Genomic DNA, 20,393 nt, shown 5'->3' with positions numbered 1-20,393 from the left:
ACCGCCGCCAAGGCGGTCGAGGCCATTCTCTCGGTGATGCCGCTCGATACTTTCGTCGACGATGCCGCGATCCGCATGGAGATTGTGGGGCAGCCGCAGGAGGTGCCTCCCGTGCAGAACGAGGTGCAGGCCGCGATCGATCGCGCCGAGGGACGCTCCTGGCCGCTGGTCGGCGTCGAGCGCCATGCCTTCTACGAGAAGGCCAAGGCGGCCTATTGCGTGATCGCGACGGGCGAGCGGCGCTTCTACGGTTGCTTCCTGTTCAGCAAGGGCGTCATCGCGCCGGACGAGGAGTGATGAGATGGGCAAGCATGGCGTCGCTGTCCTCGGGGTATTCGTCGTCGACCTGGCGTTCCGTGCCGGCAACATGCCGGCGATCGGTGAGACCATCGCCGGATCGGGATTCGCCATGGGGCCTGGCGGCAAGGGATCCAACCAGGCCGTCGCGGCGGCGCGGGCCGGCGCCAGCGTGAGCTTCATCTCCCGGATCGGCAGCGATGCCTTCGGCGAGCTTGCGATCAAGACCTGGGAGGCCGAGGGAATCCGGCCGCGCGTGGCGAGAACGGCGGAGGCGCCGACCGGCGCGGCGTTCATCTATGTTCACGAGACGCGCGGCGACAACGCGATCATCGTGGTGCCGGGCGCGGCGGGCGGCATCAGCCCGGCCGACGTCGATGCGGTGGCGGATGCCATCCGCGACTCCAGGGTATTCGTGACTCAGCTCGAGCAGCCGGTCGATGCCGCATTGAGGGGGCTCGAGATCGCGCGCGCGGCTGGCAGCATCACGGTGTTCAATCCCGCGCCGGCGCTCAAGTTCGATAGCAGCCTGTTTGCGCTCTGCGACTATGTCGTCCCCAACGAGACCGAAGCCGAGGCGTTGACCGGCATCGCCGTCAGCGATCTCGCCGGCGCGCGCCGGGCCGGCGATGCCTTGTTGGCCAAGGGGGCCGGCACCGCGCTGATCACGCTCGGCGAGCGCGGTGCGCTGTTTCATGCGCGGGATCGTTCGCTGCACGTGCCGCCGTTTGCCGCCGGCAAGGTGGTCGAGACCACCGGTGCGGGCGATGCGTTCGTCGGCGGCTTTGCGGCAGCGCTCGCGGACGGCGCCGATCCGCTTCAGGCCGCGCGCTTCGGTTCGGCCACCGCCGGAATCTCGGTGACCCGGCCGGGCACCGCACCCGCGATGCCGCAGCGCGCGGAGATCGACGCGCTGCTGAAGGGATGATCGCGCGATGATGCGGAATGATCCGATCAAGCATGTCTTCATCTGGCCGGCGGTGCTCGTCGTGCTGGCGATCTCGATCTTTCCGTTGATCTATTCGCTGACCACGAGCTTCCTGAGCTATCGGCTGATTCCGCCGATCCCGCCGCGAGTGGTCTGGCTCGGCAATTATACGACGCTGTTGCAGGAACCGCGGTTCTGGAACGCGATCTTCACCACGACGCTGATCGCCTTCGTCGCGGTAGGGCTGCAATACGCGATCGGCTTCGGCGTCGCGCTGGCGCTGAATGCACGCGTGCCCGGCGAGCGGCTGTTCCGCGTCGCCCTGCTGCTGCCGATGCTGCTGGCGCCTGTCGCGGTCGCGCTGGTGGCGCGCATGATCTTCAACCCGACGATGGGGCCGCTGAATCAACTGCTGTCGAAATTCGGCCTGGCCAATTTGCCGTTTCTCACCAATGGACATTGGGCACTCGCCTGCATCATCGCGGTCGAGGTCTGGCAGTGGACCCCGTTCGTCATCCTGATGATGCTGGCCGGCCTGCAAACGCTTCCCGAAGACGTCTATGAGGCCGCCGAGCTCGAGAATGCCAGCGCCTGGCAGCAGTTCTGGGGCATCACCTTTCCGATGCTGTTGCCGATCTCGGCCGCGGTCGTCTTCATCCGCTTGATCGAGAGCTACAAGATCATGGACACGGTGTTCGTGATGACGGGCGGCGGACCGGGCGTGGACACCGAGACGCTGACGCTGTTTGCCTATCAGGAGGGCTTCAAGAAGTTCAATCTCGGCTACACGTCGGCGCTGAGTTTCCTGTTCCTGATCGCGATCACGATCATTGGCGTGACTTATCTGGCGCTGCTGCGGCCGCATCTGGAGAAACGCCGATGAGCGGGCAGGGCCTAACCGGACTGTCGCCATGGAGCCGCCGCCTGGTCGCGCTCGGCGTGCTCGCCTGGTGCCTGATCACGGTGTTTCCGCTCTATTGGGTGGTGGTGACTGCGTTCAAGACGCCGCCGGGCGTCGTCGGCGGGCCGACTTACATTCCGTTCGTCGACTTCACGCCGACCTTGCAGCCCTTCATCGATCTCTATCAGGGGATCCGCGGCGAGTTCTTCCGGACCTTCCTGAACTCGACCATCGTGGGCCTGTCGGCGGCGGCGATCGCCACCGCGATCGGCGCGATGGCGGCCTATGCGCTGGTGCGGTTTGAATTCAAGGTTCGGCTTGGCTCTGGGCTGGCGTTCTTCCTGCTCGCGCTCGGCGGTTACCTCGTGTTCAACAACCAGTTCGGCTTCACCCGGCCGCAGGCGCTGCTGCTCGCGTTTCCGATCGCGCTCTGCATTGCCGTCGCAATCAACCGGCTGCCATTGCCCGGGCCGAGCCTCGGCAACGAGGACATCCTGTTCTGGTTTGTCAGCCAGCGCATGTTCCCGCCGATCGTCACGGCGTTCGCGCTGTATCTGCTTTACAGCGAGATCGGCCGGCTCGGTTTCCAACTGATCGACAGCTATGTCGGCCTCACGCTGTGCTACGTCGCCTTCTCGTTGCCAATCGTGGTCTGGCTGATGCGCGACTTCTTCGAAGCGATCCCGATCGAGGTCGAGGAGGCCGCGATGGTCGACAATGTGCCGAGCTGGCGCATCTTCGTCGGCATCGTGGTGCCGATGTCGATGAACGGGCTGCTGGCGACGTTCATGATCACGCTGGCCTTCGTCTGGAACGAGTTTCTGTTCGCGCTGTTCCTGACCAATTCCAGATGGCAGACGCTGCCGATCCTGGTGGCGGGACAGAATAGCCAGCGTGGCGACGAATGGTGGGCGATCTCGGCGGCGGCACTCGTCGCCATCGTTCCGATGATGATCATGGCGGGCCTGCTCAGCCGGATGATGCGGTCGGGCCTGCTGCTCGGGGCCATCAAATAGCAAAAACTCTATAGGGAGGACTAGACGATGTTGCGACGGACGTTCTTGATGTTGACCACCTCGCTTGCGATGGCCTGCGCCGCGAGCCAGGCGCACGCTGCCTGTAGCCCGGATTACACCGGCGTCACCCTGACGGTGGCGTCGCAGACCGGTCCGTATATTGCCTCGGCGCTCAAGCTCGGCGCCGACGAATGGGCCAAGAAGACCTGCGGCAAGGTCAATGTCGTTGAGTTTCCCTGGTCCGAGCTCTACCCGAAGATTGCGACGTCGCTGACGGCGTCGGATGCGACGTTCGACCTCGTCAGCTTCGCGCCGGCCTGGCTACCCGACTTCGTGCCCTATCTCAGCGAGATGCCGAAGGAGATGCAGTCCGGCAAGGATTGGGACGACATCGAGCCGGCCTATCGCGAGCGCCTGATGGTGTGGGAAGGCAAGATCTACTCGCAGTCGATGGACGGCGACGTGCATACCTATACCTACCGCACCGACCTGTTCAGCGATCCCAAGGAAAAGGACGCCTTCAAGGCCAAGTACGGCTACGACCTCGCGCCGCCGAAGACCTGGAAGCAGTATCTCGACATCGCGGAGTTTTTCCAGCGGCCCGACAAGGGGCTGTGGGGAACGGCGGAAGCGTTCCGCCGCGGCGGGCAGCAATTCTGGTTCTTCTTCAGCCATGCGGCGGCCTACACCAACAACCCGAACTATCCCGGCGCGATGTTCTTCGACCCCGAGACGATGGACGCGCAGATCAACAATCCGGGCTGGGTGAAGGGGCTCGAGGAGTATATCAGGGCATCGAAGCTCGGGCCGCCCAACGCGCTGAACTTCTCGTTCGGCGAGGTGAATGCAGCGGTCGCCGGCGGCCAGGTCGCGGAATCGATCGGCTGGGGCGACACCGGCGTCATCGCGGCCGATCCGAAACAGTCGAAGATCTCGGGCAAGGTCGGCTCGGCGATGCTGCCCGGCTCGGACGAGATCTGGAACGCCAAGACCAAGAAGTGGGACAAATTCCCCAGCGTGCTTCCGGCCCCGTTCATGGCGTTCGGCGGCTGGCAGATCGCCGTGCCGAAGGCCGGCAAGAACCAGCAGGCGGCGTGGGACTTCGTCAAGACGCTGACCAGTCCTGATGTGTCGGGGCAGGCGGCGATCACCGGCGGCAGCGGCGTCAACCCCTATCGCAAATCGCACACCGCCAATCTGCAACTGTGGAGCAAGATCTTCACGCCCGAGGAGGCCAAGGAGTATCTTGGCGCGCAATCGGATTCCATCAATGCCAAGAACGTCGCGCTCGACATGCGTCTGCCCGGCTATTTCTCCTACACCGAGGTGGTGGAGATCGAGCTCGGCAAGGCGCTGGCCGGTCAGACCACGCCGCAGGCGGCGCTCGACGCGATGGCCAAGGAGTGGAATCGGCTGACGGACGAGTTCGGTCGCGCCAAGCAGCTCGCGGCCTATCGCGCAGCGATGGGGCTGCCGCCCAAGAACTAGCTCTCCCGTGAGACGTCCCGGATGATGCACGCATGTCATCCGGGACTTTACTTGCCGTCGATGAAGGGGCGGAAACAGGATTCCATGGCGCACGTCGAGATCGAGAACGTCAGCAAGGCATACGGGCCCTACAAGATCATCGAGGGGCTCGACCTCAACGTGGCCGACGAGGAATTTGTCGTGCTGGTCGGCCCGTCCGGCTGCGGCAAGACCACGACATTGCGCATGATCGCGGGGCTGGAGGCCGTCACCAGCGGAACCATCCGCATCGGCAATGGCGACGTGACGCAGTTGCGCCCCGGCCTGCGCAATTGCGCGATGGTGTTCCAGAACTACGCGCTCTATCCACACATGACCGTCGGCGAGAACATCGGCTACGGCATGAAGGTGCGTGGCGAGACGCGCGCCAGCATCGCCAAGGCCGTGAGCGACGTCGCGCGCGTCCTCGACCTCGAGCAATATCTCGACCGCCGGCCCAAGCAGCTCTCCGGCGGGCAGCGCCAGCGCGTGGCGATCGGCCGTGCCATCGTGCGCAGTCCGGACGTCTTCCTGTTCGACGAGCCATTGTCCAATCTCGACGCCAAGCTTCGCATCGAGATGCGGACCGAGATCAAGGCACTGCACCGCCGCCTTGCCAAGACGATCGTCTACGTCACGCACGACCAGGTCGAGGCCATGACCATGGCCGACCGCGTCGTGGTGATGAACAAGGGCCGGATCGAGCAGGCGGCCGACCCGATCACGATTTACGAGAGACCCCACAACCTCTTCGTCGCGGGCTTCATGGGCGCACCCAGCATGAACTTCATCGATGGCGAGATCGTCGGTCGCGATGGCGCGCTCACCTTCACCGAGCCGTCAGGCACGGTGTTGAGAGTGCCGAAGTCGCGTGAGGCGGCCTATGCGGGCCATATCGGCAAGCCCGTCGTGCTCGGCGTCCGCCCCGATCACGTGTTACGGCAAGACGCCCCTGAGGGCTCGTTCGTGCGTATGATGGTCAAGGATGTCGAGCCGTTGGGACCGCATACGCTCGTAATCGGGACCGTCGGTGCCCATCCGTTCACCGCGCAGATGCAGGTCGGCGTAGCCGCCGAGCCGGATCACTTCATCGACGTGGCTCTCGATCTCCAGCGAACCCATCTGTTCGACAAAGCGTCGGGCAGGGCGATCCCCTGACTCGCGGCGCTCGAGATCGCTGCCCTGCCATGCCGCAAGCATTGCGGACGTCGCACTCATGACCGGGCTCGCGAGCCAGATGTATCCTTGAACCTCACGCGGTGCACCATATCGAGGAATCGTCGCCGCATGAAATGCTCTTGACGACGAAATCGCCATTGTAACGATCGATCCGTGATCAAGGACCGCCTGAAGTGAGCCATCCGGATGGCTTGCGTATCGACGTCCTGCTTCACCGGATCGTCGTAAAACCTCGCGATCTTCGCCTTCGCCATTCCGGGCGTTGTGAGCCATCGGGGGATATGCACATTACAAAGTCGATCAACGTCGTTTAGCAACCGCGTCACGCCCATGCCTGTGGCGGGGCAGGACGTTTGGTAGGCGTCTCCGATCAACACAATGCCGTCCTGGTTCACACTTGCGGCCGTCGTCAGATTCATCGTCCAGTTTTGAACCCCGTCGACCGGATCATACGGCCTGAGATAGGCGGCGAGGCCCGGCATCGAGTCGCCCAGGCTCGTCGACGGGTTTCGCCGCAGCTCGCGGATCCACGGATCGCGTTGGTCGAGATAGGTGAAGAGGTTGGCCCGGAGCGTGTCGCCGATCGGGAAAAGACTGAGGTAGTCGATCCGATTGGTCGCGCCGCTACCGTAGCAAGTGAGCGCATTGAATGTCAGCCCAGGTTCGGCTGGGATGGTGAAGCCGAAGGATATCGAATGGCCTTCCGCCACCATGTGTTGACCGATACCCAGCCTGTGGGCAAGCGCGCCATTCATTCCGGTCGCAAGAAGAACGAGATCCACCGAGAGCGCCTGGCCGCTCGACAGCACGACCTCCTGCTTCTGCGGCCCGGTCTTGAGGGCCGTCACGTCGTCGATGATGAAAGCAACGGAAGATGGCAGTTGCGCGCGCACGACCCGCACGATCTCCTCGTACAGGATTCCGTAATGCTGATTGGGCGTGCGGTCGACGATGCGACCTGCGCGGACGTTGGCGATGTCCTTGAACGGGGTCGAAGCTTCGGCGATTGCTTTGAAGATGCCCAGTTTGCGCATCAGCTCAATCTGTCCACCTGCGAATTTTTCGACACGAAATTGCTTTGGATAGACGGAATGACGATCAATGAGTGTGACCCGATGGCCTGCCCGCGCCAGGACGACCGCCGCCAGCGCGCCGCAAAAGCCGGCACCGACAATCGCGATGTGGGCGCTGTTTGGCGTCGTGGAACTAGACATCGGGGTGAAGGGGCGCCTTGGGGCTGAAATCACCGTTGGATCTGGTCGTCGCTGCGGCTTGCGCAGTTCGGAAGCTGCACGAAGAATCCGCGTGCGGCCCGGTGACTGGCGAGCTACTGGAAATGGCGCGCGGAGATCTACGCGCTGACAGCTTGTGGCGACGCGGCTTTCGGTGGCCGGGATTCGAGCCCCAGGCAGTCGAGGTAACGCTCGCCGATCGTCTCGATCGTGAAGCGCTTGAGATGCTCATCGAGATCCTCCGGCATCGGTTGCTTGGAGCTGCTGATTGTTTCGATGATGGCTTGCGCCATCTGAGCGTCGTCGCCAACGCGAACGAGTGTGCCGTATCGTCCTCCGGCAAGGATCTCGCTGGGGCCATGCGGACAGTCGGTGCTGATCACCGGTGTGCCGGAGGCGAGGGCCTCGACGATCACGTTGCCGAAGCCTTCCGCGATCGACGACAGGACAAACACGTCAGCGCCTCGCATGTAGGCGAGTGGATTGGGAGAGTATCCGAGGAAATGGACGCGGTCGGAAATGCCGAGTGAGTTCGCCAGGTCTTGCAGTTTGTCGCGGTCACCGCCTTCGCCCAGGATGACCAGATGCGCAGGCTTGCGTCGAACGACGAGCGCAAACGCGCGCAGCAGGGAAGCATATCCCTTTTGCCTGTGTAAGCGGCCGACTGCGAGGATGAAGGGCTCTCCAGGGCCGATCGCCGAGGGAAGCGCGGGCTTGGCAGCAAGCTTGGCGTCAAATCCCTTGTGAATGATCGGATTGTAGATCAGGTGGATTGGCTTGTTTCTCAGGCCGGGCAGACGACTGAGCTGTCGCTTCAGGCCACTCGATACCGCTACGAATGCGTCTGCCGCGTGAAAGGTCGACGCGATCGCAGCCAGCATCGACGTGCGATGCAGCTGAATCGGCAGCGAACCTTGCTCGAGGAGCGAATTGTCGAGACGCACGACCAATTGATGGCGACTGGAACTCAGCAGCTTCCCGACACACGAAACGATATTCGCGTTCTCAACCGAACTGAGTACAGTTGGCGGACGCGCGGTCCGCAAGTAGCGCAGATAGGCTGGTACACTGAACATGACCTTTCGGGATTCCAGGCTGATGAGCCGGACGCCTCCCGGGACCTGATCCTTCAGCGAGCCGAAATATTTGCAAACGACGAGATCGACCCGCAATCCGCGGCCGACAAAATAATCCGCGAGGTTGAGCTGCACGCGCTCGGCCCCACCGCTGTAGAGCGTCGGGAGAAACAGCGCGATGTCGGGCGGCCGGGCGTCGGCACTGAGTTCCGATATCGGGATGTAGGATTGACCGGTCATCGGAAGTATTTCGCGATCACGAGAGAACGAACTATCGCGCCCACAAGATACGAGACGACGATCGCAATCGCGGCACCGTACAGCCCGAAAAGCGGGATCAAGACAATGTTGGTGCCGAGCGAGAGGCCAATGACGAACAGTCCGCTGAACAAGGTCAATTGATCCTTGTGACGGCTGTAGAAGACGCTTCCCTGCACCTCGTAGAACATGCGCAGCACAAACGCCAACAGGATCAGCCACAACACGGGAAGCCAATCGGCCAGCTGCGGGCGCTGCAAGTAAGGAATGGCAAAATGGACCAGCAGCCCCGCAACGACGGCAATCGCGACCGAGATAGTCACGGTCTCGACGAGGAGGCCTCGATACACGTTCCAGAACGTTCCGTCGCGGCGCGCATGTGCGCCAATGAGCTTCGGACCGGATAGCTGGATGACGCCGGTGTCGACGAGATTGCTCAGCGCATTACCGATCGACCAGAAGACCACGTAGATGCCGGTGAATTCGAGTCCGATGAACAGGCCGACCAGATAGCGATCGGTATATTGCGCAACCGTGTTGGCAATGTCGTTGACGTACAGAATGCGCGAAGCCTTGAAATCGCGGGATAGCCAATCCTTGTGCTGCGGCGCTGCGCCAGGCCGGAACCAGGACCAGTGTCGGGTGGCTATCGCAAAGCCGATGATCGCGAGAATGCCGCCCCCGATCCAGAATCCGAGCAGGGTGTCGAGATCGCGCAGCGTTGGAAACAGGAAGGCGAGGGCGATGAAGGCGGAGATCCATCCGGCCGTTCGCACGAACATGAGCACATTGGCGAGGCCCGGCTGCAAAAGGTGGTTCAACAGAACGAAAAGGTCGCCATTGACATGCTCAAGGAAAACGATGGCGACCACGATCATCGTCAGCGCAACCTGGTCGAGGTAGATCCCGACGCCCAATGCAATGACGCAGATTATTCCATAGATAGCTGCCTGGATTCGCCAATATCGGCGCAGCGTGGATACGACCTCATCGAGATGTTGGGAAACCGCATTGCGGCTCAAGGTGCGGATCAGTCCCAGGCTGGCAACAACCGGAAACACAACGGCCATACCAGCGATCAGCCCGTACACACCAACTGTCGGCAGGCCGATAAACCGCGCGATGAACAGCGTGAGCGCGAATTTCGCCACGAGCGAAATCCCGCGCAGGCACATGATCGAGAGCGATATCAATGTGCGGCTGCTGACAACCGTGTGGAATCGGATGTTGGTAAGCAAAAATCTCGCCTTCGTAACGGTTCGCGAGCGGAGATATTGGACTGCGGAAGCGGCCACAGCTAGGTCTTATCCGGCAGGCCGCTCCAAGGTGTCTAGTTGGCCGCCGCCGTGGCGGTCCCGGCCCATGGCCGTGGAATGAACCACTCGCTCTGGCACCGGCAGTCGATCGCGTGGCGTCGCCGTCGCCTCTGATTGAAGCCGAGGCCGCTTGACGAGGCTTTCATACAACTCGATCAGGCCCTGGTTCATCCGGTCCGGTGCGAACATTGCGAGGTAGGTCGTCCGCGCCGCCGCGCTCATCGCCGCAAGATCTGAATGCTCAAGGACTTTCAAGGCCTTGCCCAGCCAACCTGTCGTGGCAATGTCGATCAGGATGCCATTGACGCCGTCTTGGATGAAATGCGGAAACGCGCCGTGATTGCTGCAGATCAGGATGCGTCCGGAGCGAAGCGCCTCTATCGCCAGCAGCGGCATCCCCTCCCACCGCGACGGCATTATGATGGCATCATATTCTTCGAACAAGGCGGGTAATGTTTCGCGAGGTACCCAACCTGAAACATGCACCTCCGGTGGAACGACGAGTCGGGAGCTGTTCACGATCTTTGACCCGACCAGGCTCAAGCTTGCGCGCTTCTGCTTGAGCAATTCGTATTCGCGCAGCAGCAAGTCGACGCCCTTTTGCCGATCCAGTCGTCCCACAAACAGCAGACGCCACGGACCGACCCGCTTGGCCGCACCGCGTTGAGCGGTCTGGCCATGAACCAGGTCCTGCATCCCGCTGACGATGAGCCTCGTCTTTGCGAGCGGAAAGCGGGCTCTGCGCAGGACCTCCTCTTCGTGAGGCGAGATCGAGACGATCGCGTCGGCGCGCCGGGTGAGCATGCGTTCGAGCGCCATCCAGAAGCGGGTCGCGAAGGTCTGCTCGGGACGATCGAACGCCCAGCAATGCGCGCAATAGACGACATGAGGCTTCCGACGCATCGCGGCGATCACCAGGCGGCCCATGCCGCCGGCGATGCTGCTGTGCAGATGTACGACGTCCGGATCGTGACGCTGAATGCTTTGTCGGATAGCTGAACCGAGCGCCAGCATGGAACTGAGATTGCGGCCGGTTCGATGGAAGGTCTCGATGGCGCATCCGTTCAAAGATGCGATGTGTTCGCGCTGGGCCGCGGGTACCAGCAAGACAACGTTGTCTGCGCCGAACTGAGCTGTCTGATGGGGAATGATCTCTTCGAGATATGAAGCCAGGCCGCCGATCAAACTCTCAGAGACATGGAGTATCTTCATCACGAACCCGCGCTACCAATCTACATACGCGGATCTGTTTCTTGCGCCCCCGCGAAGTTCCCTTTCCGGAAACCTAGTAATGCATAATTTATACCGCATTTAAACTCTATATTTACCATATTCAATCAGGCACGCCTAAAATGCATAATGGCTATTAAATAGGTATCGGCGCGGCCTCGAGGATCACCGCGAGCTGGCAACCGGGAGATATTGAACGAAGGCTTTCGGTTCGATCGTCAAGACGCCGCTGCCGTCCGGTTGAAGCGCAGATTGTTGCCCGAGGTAATTGATCGCAGGGCCGATTTTCCGCCAGCCTGGCACGGTCACTCGTCTCGGGACTGCACTCCCTTCCGTTGCCCAGTACACGAGCTTGCACCCTTTGGTTGCGTCGTCGCCGCAGAAGCGCAGGATCGTGATGCCCTCGGCCATGGTCGCATCGAACCGCCCGATTGTTTCGTGCAGCGAGAATCCGCCGAGCTCATGGGCCAATGTCCGGAATGCTTGATACGCCGGACGTGGTCTGCCGTCGTAGCTCACCAGGCCGAACCGGTCTTCCATCTCATCGTCATTCGGCCCGACATCGATCAGGCAGTACCAGTTGGTAAGCCGCACCTGTTCCATCAGATTGATCAGGAACATTCGAGGTAGCCAGAGCGCCTGGGTGTCTTCCGAGATTCCGGCCCGGTAGACCGAGTCTCCCCACTCGGTGTCGATGATGGGCTTGCGCTTGATTCCTGCGGGCCAGAGGTCGAGATAGTTGGCGCGCAGAACCGCGTAGTCACGCGAGACGGTCTCAGGCGTTTGCTTGAAGCGATGCGTGTGCAGGCTCACGGCATCGAGGCAGCTCAGCAAGGCGTGGTCATCCAGCAGCGCCTGCATCAGGGGTTTCTTGGTGCGCCAGACGGTCGGCATCTGGGCCATGCCGGGGCCGGTCACGATGGCATCTGGCACGCGTTGCTTGATCGACGTGCACGCTTCACGCGCGAGGGCCACATAGGCTGCCGGGTCCGGCTTGGGGGGCCAGAAGCCGGCCTGGTCGGGTTCGTTCCAGAGTTCCCAGATCGGGTTCAGTTGTCGGTAGCGGTCTGCCGCGGCCGTTGCCCATCGCGCATAAGCCGCGATTTCGGATCTGGTATATGGTGGCATAATACCGTTTTGGCGTTTGCCGTCGACCGCGGCGTCAAACGGTTTGCCGTAAAGCGGGTTCGGCCGGTTTAAAATGAACAGCGGCCGCAGCCCGCGCTTCTTTAATTCCGCGACGAAGTCGTCGTAGAGCGTCCAATCGTAACGACCGGGCTGCTTTTCGATCCACGGCCAGTTGAGATCAATTCGGACGATGCGTGCGCCAAGTTCGGTCAGAAAGTCGAGGCGCTGGCGCCAATCCGGCCGCTTGAGAAAATGATCGGTGAACTGCACGGAAAGCCCGCTCGATACGGTTCTGCCGGGAAAGTCATCGGCGGGATAGGCCGAGCGGCAGAGTGCCAGCAGCGCCAGGGCGAGCGAGGCGACCCGCAAGAGCACTCGACGCGTAAACCCGGAGGAAAACAGGATGTCGATGCAAAACATCTCATTTCACCAGGATCAGCTTTCTTCGGGCGGGAAGCAGAGAAATCTGACATATAGTTTCCCGCGATGTCGAGGGCGGGTGCCGCTATGGAAGGGGGCCGGAAAGTTATGGCACGACGAACCGTGTTTCTGATGCCAGTTTACAATCCGGCACGCGACGTCCTGCTCCGCACCGTGGACTCTCTGCTGGGGCAAACGGAGGCCGCCGACATCGTGATTGTCGATGACGGTTCGTTGCAGCCGGTCAGCGAGGTGCTGGGATCGCGTGAAGGCATCATCGTGCTACGGCTCGCGCGCAACGGCGGGATCACTGCCGCGCTGAACCATGGCCTCGAACACATTGTCAGCCTGGGATACGAATACGTGGCCAGGATGGATTGCGGGGACATCTCCGCTCCAGAGCGCGTGGCCAAGCAGCAAGCTTACATGGACAGCCATCCTGCCACGGATCTGGTCGGGGCGTTTGCAGACATCGTGGACGAGCGGGGTAACCATCTGTTTTTCGAGGGGACGCCCGGTGGCCGCGCCGCGATCGGACGCAAGCTCTACGACAACGCTGCGTTCAAGCATCCGACATTCTTTTTCCGTACCGCTTGCGTAAGGAAGTTTGGTGTCTACTCCGCCGACTATCCCCATGCCGAAGATTATGAATTCATGCGGCGCCTGTTCGAGAAGGGCGAGATCGACTGCCTGCATGACGTGCTGCTGGTCTATGAGAAGAACGCGGATGGCATCAGCAGCAGGAATCGTCGCACTCAATTGCGGTCGCGCTTGCGCGTGCAGCTAGGCTATTTTCAGCCTGCCAAGCCTGCTGCCTATGCGGGCGTCGTTCGGTCACTTGTCACGCTGCTCGTGCCGGCCCGGATATGGACCCGACTATCGCGGCTGTATTGGGATCGGCAGGACAAGCGCGTGGCCGTCAACTCGCTGCCAATGTGATGACGGCCTTGGCCGATTCAGCCACCGATCCGCGGAAGGGCTCGCCGGGCGTTCTCCTTGCCGGCCTCATGTGGCTCGCGGTCGCGCTGTTGCCGATCACGGGCCTGGCAGGAATTGGCGCGTTCGGAGAGCTGAAGGGATCCGCTTCCGTCTACGTCTTTGTGCTCCTGATCGTGACCTCGCTCGCGACAGCATCGAGCAGAATCCTGATACCGCGACCATTGTTCGTGTTCCTGAATTGCCTGCTCGTCTGGCTCGCCGTGACGACTGCGGTCAATTTCCCGGAAATTGCGACGTCCATGTTTCACGGGCGGAGCGGATTGAACAAGCTCGCCACGTCGTCGGCCGTCGTCATCTTCGGGATGGCGATCACCATCAGCTGCCTTGGCCTGCTGCGGCGGGTGAGCGATGTCGAGAACCTGTTCGTGCACCCGCTTGTGGTTGCGGTGGTCGCATGTGCGATCTTCGCGCTGCCGGAAGTCTGGTCGTGGTTTTCTCCCGCAGGCGAACTGATCTATCGGTTCTCGACCGGCCTTTTCCATACGGCAGACGATGAGCAAGGACGCGTGGCTGGCCGCCTGATCAGCCTGGCCTTCGAGGCGCCGGATCTATCCTACTTCTGCGGCTTCGCCTGCCCGTGGATGCTGTTTGCCTACCGTCTGCACACGATCGATCAACCGTCATTGGCAAGGCGCCTTGCGGCCGGCATACCCTTGGCTTTCGGCATCATCGCTCTGCTGTTGAGCAATTCGCGCACCGGCCTGTTGATGCTGGGCGGACTGATCTTCGCTGAATTGATATACTGGATCGGGCTGCGCGCCCTTCATCTCGGCATGGTGGCGTTGCTGGCCATCGTCCCTGCGGTCGCCGCGACCGGTCTCGTGCCGGTGCTCGCCCTCGGCAATGTCGCCAAGGCTGTCAACGACGGTGACGTCTCGACGATTTCGCGTCTGGCCCTGTTCAGCGCGCAACTATCGATCTCCAAGGCCAATCCGGTATTCGGTGTTGGATTCGGGCAATTCGGCTTCCATGCCGGGTCCGTTTTGCCGTCATGGGCCTGGGACAGCTATGAAGTCGTCAGATGGTTTGAAACGGTTGGCGATCTCCCGCCGACCTTCAACGTGCCGGGACGGCTTGCGGCCGAACTCGGGCTGCCCGGCTTGATGATCTGGTTTGGCTTCTGGCTGTGGGCGATCGTCCGGATCACACGGTCGGCGGGGCAATTGCCGCGGAGGTCGACGGTCAACTATCTGAATGCCGCCTTGTTCGGCAGCATCATCAGCCTGCTGGCCGGCGGCACGAGCAACGACGCGTTCCGCCGTCCCGAGACCTGGATTCTCATTGCCATCGTTTCACTTCATGCGGGACGGACAGAGAAAGTACCTTGATCGGTCAGATCCGTCGGCCAGCAGCGGTCGTATTCGACGACACGCGGGAGTACCGTCGCAGCATCACCAGCGCTGCGCCACACGCCAGCCCAGCCAGGAGCGCGGCGATCATCAGACTGGTGCGCGGCGTCGTCGGCTTGTCCGGCGCGAGAGCCGGCGCGATGATGCGGGTGTTGGCGGTGTCGACGTTCTCCTGCTCGGCAAGCTCCTTGGCCCGCACCAGGAAAGCCTCGTAGATCGCCCGATTGGCCTCGACCACGCGGTCCAGCTCGCGCATGCGCACCATGGCTTCGGCTGCCGTGGACGCTTTCGCCTTGAGCGCGTCGAGATTGGTGGAAAGCACCTTTTCGTTTTCGACCGCGCGCTCGTAGTCGTTACGCGCAGCGGCGGAAATGCGGCTCAGCTCCTCGGCGATCAATTTCTTGTGCTGTTGCAGGCGTTGCCGGATGACGGCGACTTCCGGATTGCGATCCCCGAGCAGGGCGGTTGCGGATCCTTCCTGACGCACAATCTCGGCGTACTGCGCACGCAGCTGAGCGATCACCGGCGATTGAACGGCTTCAGAGATGGTGCCGACATCGCCGCCAGCCTTGATCGCGTTCTGTATCTGGTCGAGCCGGGCCCGCTGTGCGACGGTAACGGCGCGGGCCTGCGTCAACTGGGTGGACAATTCTTCCAGCTGCTGTCCGCCCAGAAACCCGCGGTTGGTGCCGATCAGGTTGTTTTCCCTTTTGAAGCGTTCGGCGTTGTTCTCTGCCTCCTGCACCCGGCTAGCCAGCTCGTGGAGCCGCGACGTCATCGAGGCGCTGACCCGTTTCGCAGCCTCGGCCCGTGCACGAATGTCTTCTTCGATGTACGCATTGGCGACGCCGTCCGTGATACGAGGCGCCTTGTTCGGGTCGCGGCTCACCGCGCTGATCGCAACGACGTAGCTGCGACTGGCGCGATCAACCCGAACGATCCGCTGGAGCGAACGCAGCGCCCTGATGTCCGCCGGCTCACTCTTGGTATTGGGCCTGAACAGTCCAGTCAGCGAAGCGAACAGCCCGCGACCGCCGACAAACTCCGGGTCATGTTCAAGGTCGAGCCGCTCCACGACCGCGCGCAGGACTGTCTCCGACCTGATGACCCGCATCTGGCTCTCCAGCAGGGCGATCGACGAGTCGTTGTTCTCGGAGCGGGATACGAGCTCATTCTGGACCGCCTTCAACCCTCGTGGATCGAAAAGGATCTCCGTGGTCGCTTCGTACTTCGCGGGAACGGCCACAAGGTAGAAGGCTGCGAGAAGGACCGCGGCGATCCCGCAAAGCAAGATGGTGGCGGCACCGTCAAGAAGCGTTCTTCCTGCGGACGCCAGGCTGATCATCGCGTCGTCAGATGACCGCGGATCGATCGGGGTAACCATCTTAGACCTTTCGCAGACGGCCGGTGGAGGAGGCCACCACCGCCTGCATACCAACTGAGACCCATTCTGGAACAGGACAATGTTCCAAACTGAAACGGCTCCGACCAAAGGGCCGGCGTGTCCGAAGGGGTCAGCAAGCCCCGTGCCGATCGGGAAAGCCTCGATGGATCATGGGTCTCCATGCCGGTCGGCTGCGGCGTGGCGGGTCTTTCTATTCGGCGGTTGAAGTCTTAGGTTGCGCGGGGTCCGTGACGTCGACGACCCTGCCGGGTGCATCAGCCCAGACAAGGTCCTTGATTTTGACTGCCGAGCTCGCTCGGTCGCTCATGGATCGGCTCGGTCGGCTTTCGTGGGGAATGGCCGCCGGCAGTCGGTTAGGGAATCCGTCTTGAAGTGGGTATTTAGCGACCTTCCAACCATGGGCTGGCCGCAATGAGCTCGGCATGCATCGATGCGACACCGTCGCTTGATCAGGGCTCCCGCGTTGCTTTGATTCTTCCCAGGCATCGGTTGCGCGAATGGCATCGCGAGCTGCTTGGGCATATCGGCAAGGTCCGCGAGGTCAGCGTATTTCTCGATGATCGCGCGCCGCCATATCCGTTGGCGTATCGAATGTGGTTGAGGCTCGAGCAGCTGATTTTCAAAAGCTGCGGCGTCGCCAGACCGATCGCTCCTGAAAAGGAATGGCGTCCGGTCTCGGCACTCGGCGATACGTCGGGCCGGGCGGTCATCAACCTGTCGGAATGCCCTGGTCCCCATTCGAATGCTCTGGAGATCCGATACGACGGCGCTTTGGACAGCCGCGCACTGCTGGATCGGTTGCTGTCACTGACGTCGCCGTATCTGAGCGTGCAGCGCGCGGGCGACGAAACTCCTCTCGTCACATCCAGACTGGCTATCGAGGACAAATTCAGCCTCTTACGGGGGCTCCGGACCGCTTTTGCGCGATGCATTTCGCTTGTTCTGCGGGGGATGGAGCTGGCGGAGGAGGGGGACGCCGGCACCGCAACGGAGGCAACGGCGTCGCCGAATGGTTCTCTACCGGCATTCGCGTCGCGGATGTTCGCCCATAAGGTATCGAACGCCTTGATGAAGCCGTTCTGGCACCAGGACCATTGGCACGTCGCGCTTCGGCGTGGTGCCCGCACGTTCAAGGTCATTGAAGACGATGGCGGGCGCTTCTACGCGGACCCATTCCTACAGACCTGGCAAGGGCGGACGTTTCTGTTCGTTGAAGAATATCCCTATGCCACCCGACGCGGACTAATTTCGGCCGCCGAGATCGTGGGCGATGAGCTCCTGGCTCCGCCGATGCCTGTATTAATTCGTCCCTATCATCTGTCATATCCGTTCGTGTTCGAGCACGACGGGGACGTCTACATGCTGCCGGAGACAGGCGAGAATCATTCCCTGGAATTATACCGGGCCGCTGAATTTCCCTGGAAGTGGGAGCTGAAAAAGGTCCTGATCGAGGGAGCCGTGTTCTCGGACGCCACGCCGCTGTTTCACGACGGCCTCTGGTGGATTTTCGTGACAGCGGACTCGATCGGTACATCGACACAGGACCAGCTGTCGATCTTCTACAGTGACTCGCTCGGAGGGGCGTGGACCGCTCATCCGGCGAATCCTGTGAAATCCGACAGCCGTTGGTCGCGGCCGGCCGGCCGGCTGGTACAGCAGAATGGTCGTCTATTCCGCCCGGCGCAGGATTGCGACGGCAGCTACGGCGCCGGCATCGTGTGGTTCGAGATCACCGAGTTGAGTCCGAAGCGGTTCACCGAGCGGCTAATCGTTACATGGGACGCGCGCGTGGAGTTGGATGCGACGGGATTGCACAGTTTCGACCAGCTTGGCGAACTTCACGCGATAGACTTCAGCCGTTCGATTGGCCGTGGGTGGTTGCGCAGGCGTGTTCGCACGATTGCGCCACGCAGCGGCGGCAATATAGACGCTTACTTTTCTCCGACCTCCAACCGCTTGCGGCTGGATCGGCAAGATAGCTCACTGTGATGGTCTTGCCGCCCGCGGGCCGATCGCACCGTCAGACTTAATCGGCTGGGAGGTGATCAGCGCGGCGGATCAAGCGCGATCTCCGGGATCGGCGCCAATTCGTCAAGCGGTCGCAGCACCTTTCACCGTGGTTTATGTGCGGGAACGTCGGGTCCGGATTTCCTCGTTCAGGAAGGACTGTAGACGCGGGACGATGAAATCGAGGAACACGCGCACGCGCTGCGGAAGGCGGGCACCGCCAACATACACGGCGTGAATCTCTTCCTCATCACTGATGACGTCCGAGAGCACTTCCACGAGCCGTCCCGCAGCAAGATCGGCACGCGCATGATAGTCGCCGAGGCGCGCGAGCCCGACGCCCGCGACCGCCATCCGCCTGACCGTCTCGCCATTGTTGGCGAGCAAGGAGCCATTGACGGCACGATCGACGATCCGGCCACTCTCCTTGAGCGGCCAGACTGGAGCGGCGCGACGGAAATTGAACCCGAGACAATTGTGCTGCGCGAGATCGTCGGCGGTCCGCGGTGTCCCGTTGCGCTTCAGATAGGCCGGGGATGCTACGATCTTTCGACGCGCGGCACCGACCCGGCGGGCCATCAAGCCGGAGTCGGCAAGCCGTCCAACGCGAAACGCGACGTCGGTGCGATCGAGATAGAGATCGACGATCTCGTCGGAGAGCGAGAGGTCGACGACGATGTTGGGATAGGCCTGCCAGAACGCGGGCAATTGTGGCTCCACCGCGAGAACGCCGAAAGCGACGGAGGCATTCACTCTGACGGTGCCACCTGTGCTCGCGGCCCCCTGGGATAGCTCGCGCTCCACCTCATCCAGTTCGCCGAGCAGTCCCTGGCTACGCTCATGGTAGATTTGTCCTTCGGCTGTGAGCGACAGGCGCCGGGTGGAGCGCTTCAGCAAGCGTACCCCGAGCCGCTCCTCGATGCGCGCGATGAGCTTGCTCACGGTGGAGGGGTTCATGCGCAGGAGCCGTGCAGCGTCCGAGAAATTGCCCGACTCGACCACGCGCAGGAACACCTGCATCTCGCCAACACGGTTATCCACGCACCACCTGTCCCGTCTGTGATTTCGCTTCACAGATACTGTGGAACCGCGACGGATTATCAAGCCCCCAGGCGTGACCTATTTCGCTGCCATGTCGAAGAATTCAGCACTTGATCTGATCCGGAAGCCCAATCGCCTGACGCTCGGCCTTGAATTGCCGCTGGACAATGACTGGTCGCCTGCGGGCGAGGCCCGGCGCGTGGTCGCGGGCCGTCCGCGCGGCGTTCCCGACCTGACGGCGCAGGCCGATCTCATCCGTGCCGCCGACGAACGCGGATTTGCAGCGATTTGGATCCGCGACGTGCCGGTGTTCGACGCAGTCAACATGGGCGACGCCGGTTCGGTCTACGATGTCTTCTCCCATCTTGGCTATCTTGCCGGAGTGACGAGGAACGTCGCGCTCGGTACCGCCGCGGTGGTGCTGCCGATCCGCCATCCGCTGATGACGGCGAAGGCGGCTGCCTCGGTGGACGTGCTCTCGGACGGCCGACTGATCCTCGGCGTCGCCTCGGGAGACCGGCCGGTGGAATATCCGTTGCTCGGTCTCGACTATGAGACGCGCGGCGAAGCCTTTCGTGACGCGGTGACCTATCTGCGAGCGGCGTGGCAGCCGGGCGGCCTGCCGGTGAACGACAAGCGCGTGCCGAGCCTCGACCTGCTGCCGCGCCCGGCGCAGCCGGCCATTCCGATCGTGGTGGCCGGGCAGGCAGGCCAGGATGACCGCTGGCTTGCCGCCAATATGGACGGGCGCTTCGTCTATCCCGGCGCTGTCGAGCGGATCGCGACCCAAGTCCAACACTGGTGTGAAGCGACCTCCGGCCGTGGCGCCTTCATCAGCGCCTTCCATCTCGACCTGCTGGATGATGCCGATGCGCCGGCCGAGCCGATCCGGTTCGGCGCACGGGTCGGGCGAAACGGCCTGATCGCGCATCTCAATGCCCTCGCTGGCGTCGGCGTCGATCACCTCGCGATCAACCTGCGGCGGTCGGGGCGCCCGCCGGGCGAGATCATCGAAGAACTGGCGTCGGACGTCTTGCCGGCGCTCGCGACCAACCCCGAGACCACCTCCGAGGCGCACGCCGCCTGAACATCAAGGATTGAAACC

The 20,393-nt window shown here is 62.2% G+C and carries 17 protein-coding genes; 10 read left to right on the top strand and 7 right to left on the bottom strand.

Features of this window, described 5'->3' with window-relative positions; genetic code table 11:
• From B2W55_RS00600 to B2W55_RS00575, 6 genes are all read left to right on the top strand, one after another.
• Positions 1-297, top strand: a 297-nt coding sequence (locus tag B2W55_RS00600; RefSeq protein WP_291532165.1) for an RbsD/FucU family protein, incomplete at its 5' end; no start/stop codon positions are given.
• Between the two features lie 4 nt (positions 298-301).
• The gene (gene rbsK, locus B2W55_RS00595; protein WP_024582342.1) at positions 302-1,225 is read left to right on the top strand and encodes a ribokinase; all 924 of its coding nucleotides are present in this window, start codon (positions 302-304) and stop codon (positions 1,223-1,225) included.
• A 7-nt stretch (positions 1,226-1,232) separates the two neighbouring features.
• On the top strand, positions 1,233-2,108 hold the full coding sequence (locus tag B2W55_RS00590) for a carbohydrate ABC transporter permease (RefSeq protein ID WP_024582341.1): 876 nt from the start codon (positions 1,233-1,235) through the stop codon (positions 2,106-2,108).
• Positions 2,105-3,142 (top strand): carbohydrate ABC transporter permease, encoded by a 1,038-nt coding sequence (locus B2W55_RS00585; protein ID WP_024582340.1) that lies wholly within the window; start codon positions 2,105-2,107, stop codon positions 3,140-3,142. Before B2W55_RS00590 ends, B2W55_RS00585 begins: the two co-directional genes overlap by 4 nt.
• Positions 3,143-3,190: 48 nt before the next feature.
• Complete coding sequence (locus tag B2W55_RS00580; RefSeq protein WP_244442239.1) at positions 3,191-4,630, top strand: extracellular solute-binding protein; 1,440 nt, start codon at positions 3,191-3,193, stop codon at positions 4,628-4,630.
• An 84-nt stretch (positions 4,631-4,714) separates the two neighbouring features.
• Positions 4,715-5,806: an ABC transporter ATP-binding protein gene (locus B2W55_RS00575; protein ID WP_024582338.1), complete on the top strand. Its 1,092-nt coding sequence runs from the start codon at positions 4,715-4,717 to the stop codon at positions 5,804-5,806.
• Between the two features lie 56 nt (positions 5,807-5,862).
• Here B2W55_RS00575 and B2W55_RS00570 read toward each other — a convergent pair whose 3' ends face one another.
• From B2W55_RS00570 to B2W55_RS00550, 5 genes are all read right to left on the bottom strand, one after another.
• A complete protein-coding gene (locus B2W55_RS00570; protein ID WP_029879396.1) occupies positions 5,863-7,041 on the bottom strand; it encodes an FAD-dependent oxidoreductase in 1,179 nt (392 codons plus the stop codon).
• A gap of 137 nt (positions 7,042-7,178) precedes the next feature.
• The gene (locus B2W55_RS00565) at positions 7,179-8,375 is read right to left on the bottom strand and encodes a glycosyltransferase (protein WP_024582337.1); all 1,197 of its coding nucleotides are present in this window, start codon (positions 8,373-8,375) and stop codon (positions 7,179-7,181) included.
• Positions 8,372-9,631 (bottom strand): lipopolysaccharide biosynthesis protein, encoded by a 1,260-nt coding sequence (locus tag B2W55_RS00560; RefSeq protein ID WP_145987191.1) that lies wholly within the window; start codon positions 9,629-9,631, stop codon positions 8,372-8,374. Before B2W55_RS00560 ends, B2W55_RS00565 begins: the two co-directional genes overlap by 4 nt.
• 66 nt (positions 9,632-9,697) lie before the next feature.
• Positions 9,698-10,921, bottom strand: coding sequence for a glycosyltransferase (locus tag B2W55_RS00555; protein WP_024582335.1), 1,224 nt, complete (start codon positions 10,919-10,921; stop codon positions 9,698-9,700).
• 183 nt (positions 10,922-11,104) lie between these two features.
• Positions 11,105-12,487, bottom strand: a complete 1,383-nt coding sequence (locus B2W55_RS00550; protein WP_145987192.1) for a hypothetical protein — start codon at positions 12,485-12,487, stop codon at positions 11,105-11,107.
• A gap of 108 nt (positions 12,488-12,595) precedes the next feature.
• Here B2W55_RS00550 and B2W55_RS00545 point away from each other — a divergent pair, with 108 nt between their 5' ends.
• Positions 12,596-13,426, top strand: a complete 831-nt coding sequence (locus B2W55_RS00545) for a glycosyltransferase (protein ID WP_024582333.1) — start codon at positions 12,596-12,598, stop codon at positions 13,424-13,426.
• An 8-nt stretch (positions 13,427-13,434) separates the two neighbouring features.
• On the top strand, positions 13,435-14,814 hold the full coding sequence (locus B2W55_RS00540; RefSeq protein WP_291532164.1) for an O-antigen ligase family protein: 1,380 nt from the start codon (positions 13,435-13,437) through the stop codon (positions 14,812-14,814).
• Between the two features lie 4 nt (positions 14,815-14,818).
• Here the strand turns inward: B2W55_RS00540 and B2W55_RS00535 are convergent, their stop codons facing one another.
• Positions 14,819-16,219, bottom strand: coding sequence for a GumC family protein (locus tag B2W55_RS00535; RefSeq protein ID WP_080891148.1), 1,401 nt, complete (start codon positions 16,217-16,219; stop codon positions 14,819-14,821).
• Positions 16,220-16,651: 432 nt separating this feature from the next.
• Here B2W55_RS00535 and B2W55_RS00530 point away from each other — a divergent pair, with 432 nt between their 5' ends.
• Positions 16,652-18,229, top strand: coding sequence for a glucosamine inositolphosphorylceramide transferase family protein (locus tag B2W55_RS00530; RefSeq protein ID WP_024582330.1), 1,578 nt, complete (start codon positions 16,652-16,654; stop codon positions 18,227-18,229).
• Positions 18,230-18,361: 132 nt separating this feature from the next.
• On the opposite strand, the gene B2W55_RS00525 is transcribed toward B2W55_RS00530, so the two are convergent.
• Positions 18,362-19,288, bottom strand: a complete 927-nt coding sequence (locus B2W55_RS00525; protein ID WP_024582329.1) for a LysR family transcriptional regulator — start codon at positions 19,286-19,288, stop codon at positions 18,362-18,364.
• Positions 19,289-19,379: 91 nt separating this feature from the next.
• On the opposite strand from B2W55_RS00525, the gene B2W55_RS00520 reads away from it, so the two are divergent.
• Entirely contained in the window at positions 19,380-20,375 is a 996-nt protein-coding gene (locus tag B2W55_RS00520; RefSeq protein ID WP_024582328.1) for a TIGR03571 family LLM class oxidoreductase, read from the top strand.
• The last annotated feature ends 18 nt before the right edge of the window (positions 20,376-20,393 follow it).

The sequence above is a fragment of the Bradyrhizobium sp. UBA2491 genome, assembly GCF_002341725.1.
GTDB lineage: Bacteria > Pseudomonadota > Alphaproteobacteria > Rhizobiales > Xanthobacteraceae > Bradyrhizobium.
This window is presented reverse-complemented; position numbering and strand designations above follow the sequence as displayed.

Coding starts and splice junctions, on each gene's coding strand:
- B2W55_RS00570 (WP_029879396.1), bottom strand. CDS start 7,041: ATGTCTAGTTCCACGACGCCAAACAGCGCCCACATCGCGATTGTCGGT.
- B2W55_RS00575 (WP_024582338.1), top strand. CDS start 4,715: ATGGCGCACGTCGAGATCGAGAACGTCAGCAAGGCATACGGGCCCTAC.
- B2W55_RS00535 (WP_080891148.1), bottom strand. CDS start 16,219: ATGGTTACCCCGATCGATCCGCGGTCATCTGACGACGCGATGATCAGC.
- B2W55_RS00530 (WP_024582330.1), top strand. CDS start 16,652: ATGAGCTCGGCATGCATCGATGCGACACCGTCGCTTGATCAGGGCTCC.
- rbsK (WP_024582342.1), top strand. CDS start 302: ATGGGCAAGCATGGCGTCGCTGTCCTCGGGGTATTCGTCGTCGACCTG.
- B2W55_RS00520 (WP_024582328.1), top strand. CDS start 19,380: ATGTCGAAGAATTCAGCACTTGATCTGATCCGGAAGCCCAATCGCCTG.
- B2W55_RS00555 (WP_024582335.1), bottom strand. CDS start 10,921: ATGAAGATACTCCATGTCTCTGAGAGTTTGATCGGCGGCCTGGCTTCA.
- B2W55_RS00580 (WP_244442239.1), top strand. CDS start 3,191: ATGTTGACCACCTCGCTTGCGATGGCCTGCGCCGCGAGCCAGGCGCAC.
- B2W55_RS00545 (WP_024582333.1), top strand. CDS start 12,596: ATGGCACGACGAACCGTGTTTCTGATGCCAGTTTACAATCCGGCACGC.
- B2W55_RS00590 (WP_024582341.1), top strand. CDS start 1,233: ATGATGCGGAATGATCCGATCAAGCATGTCTTCATCTGGCCGGCGGTG.
- B2W55_RS00585 (WP_024582340.1), top strand. CDS start 2,105: ATGAGCGGGCAGGGCCTAACCGGACTGTCGCCATGGAGCCGCCGCCTG.
- B2W55_RS00565 (WP_024582337.1), bottom strand. CDS start 8,375: ATGACCGGTCAATCCTACATCCCGATATCGGAACTCAGTGCCGACGCC.
- B2W55_RS00550 (WP_145987192.1), bottom strand. CDS start 12,487: ATGTTTTGCATCGACATCCTGTTTTCCTCCGGGTTTACGCGTCGAGTG.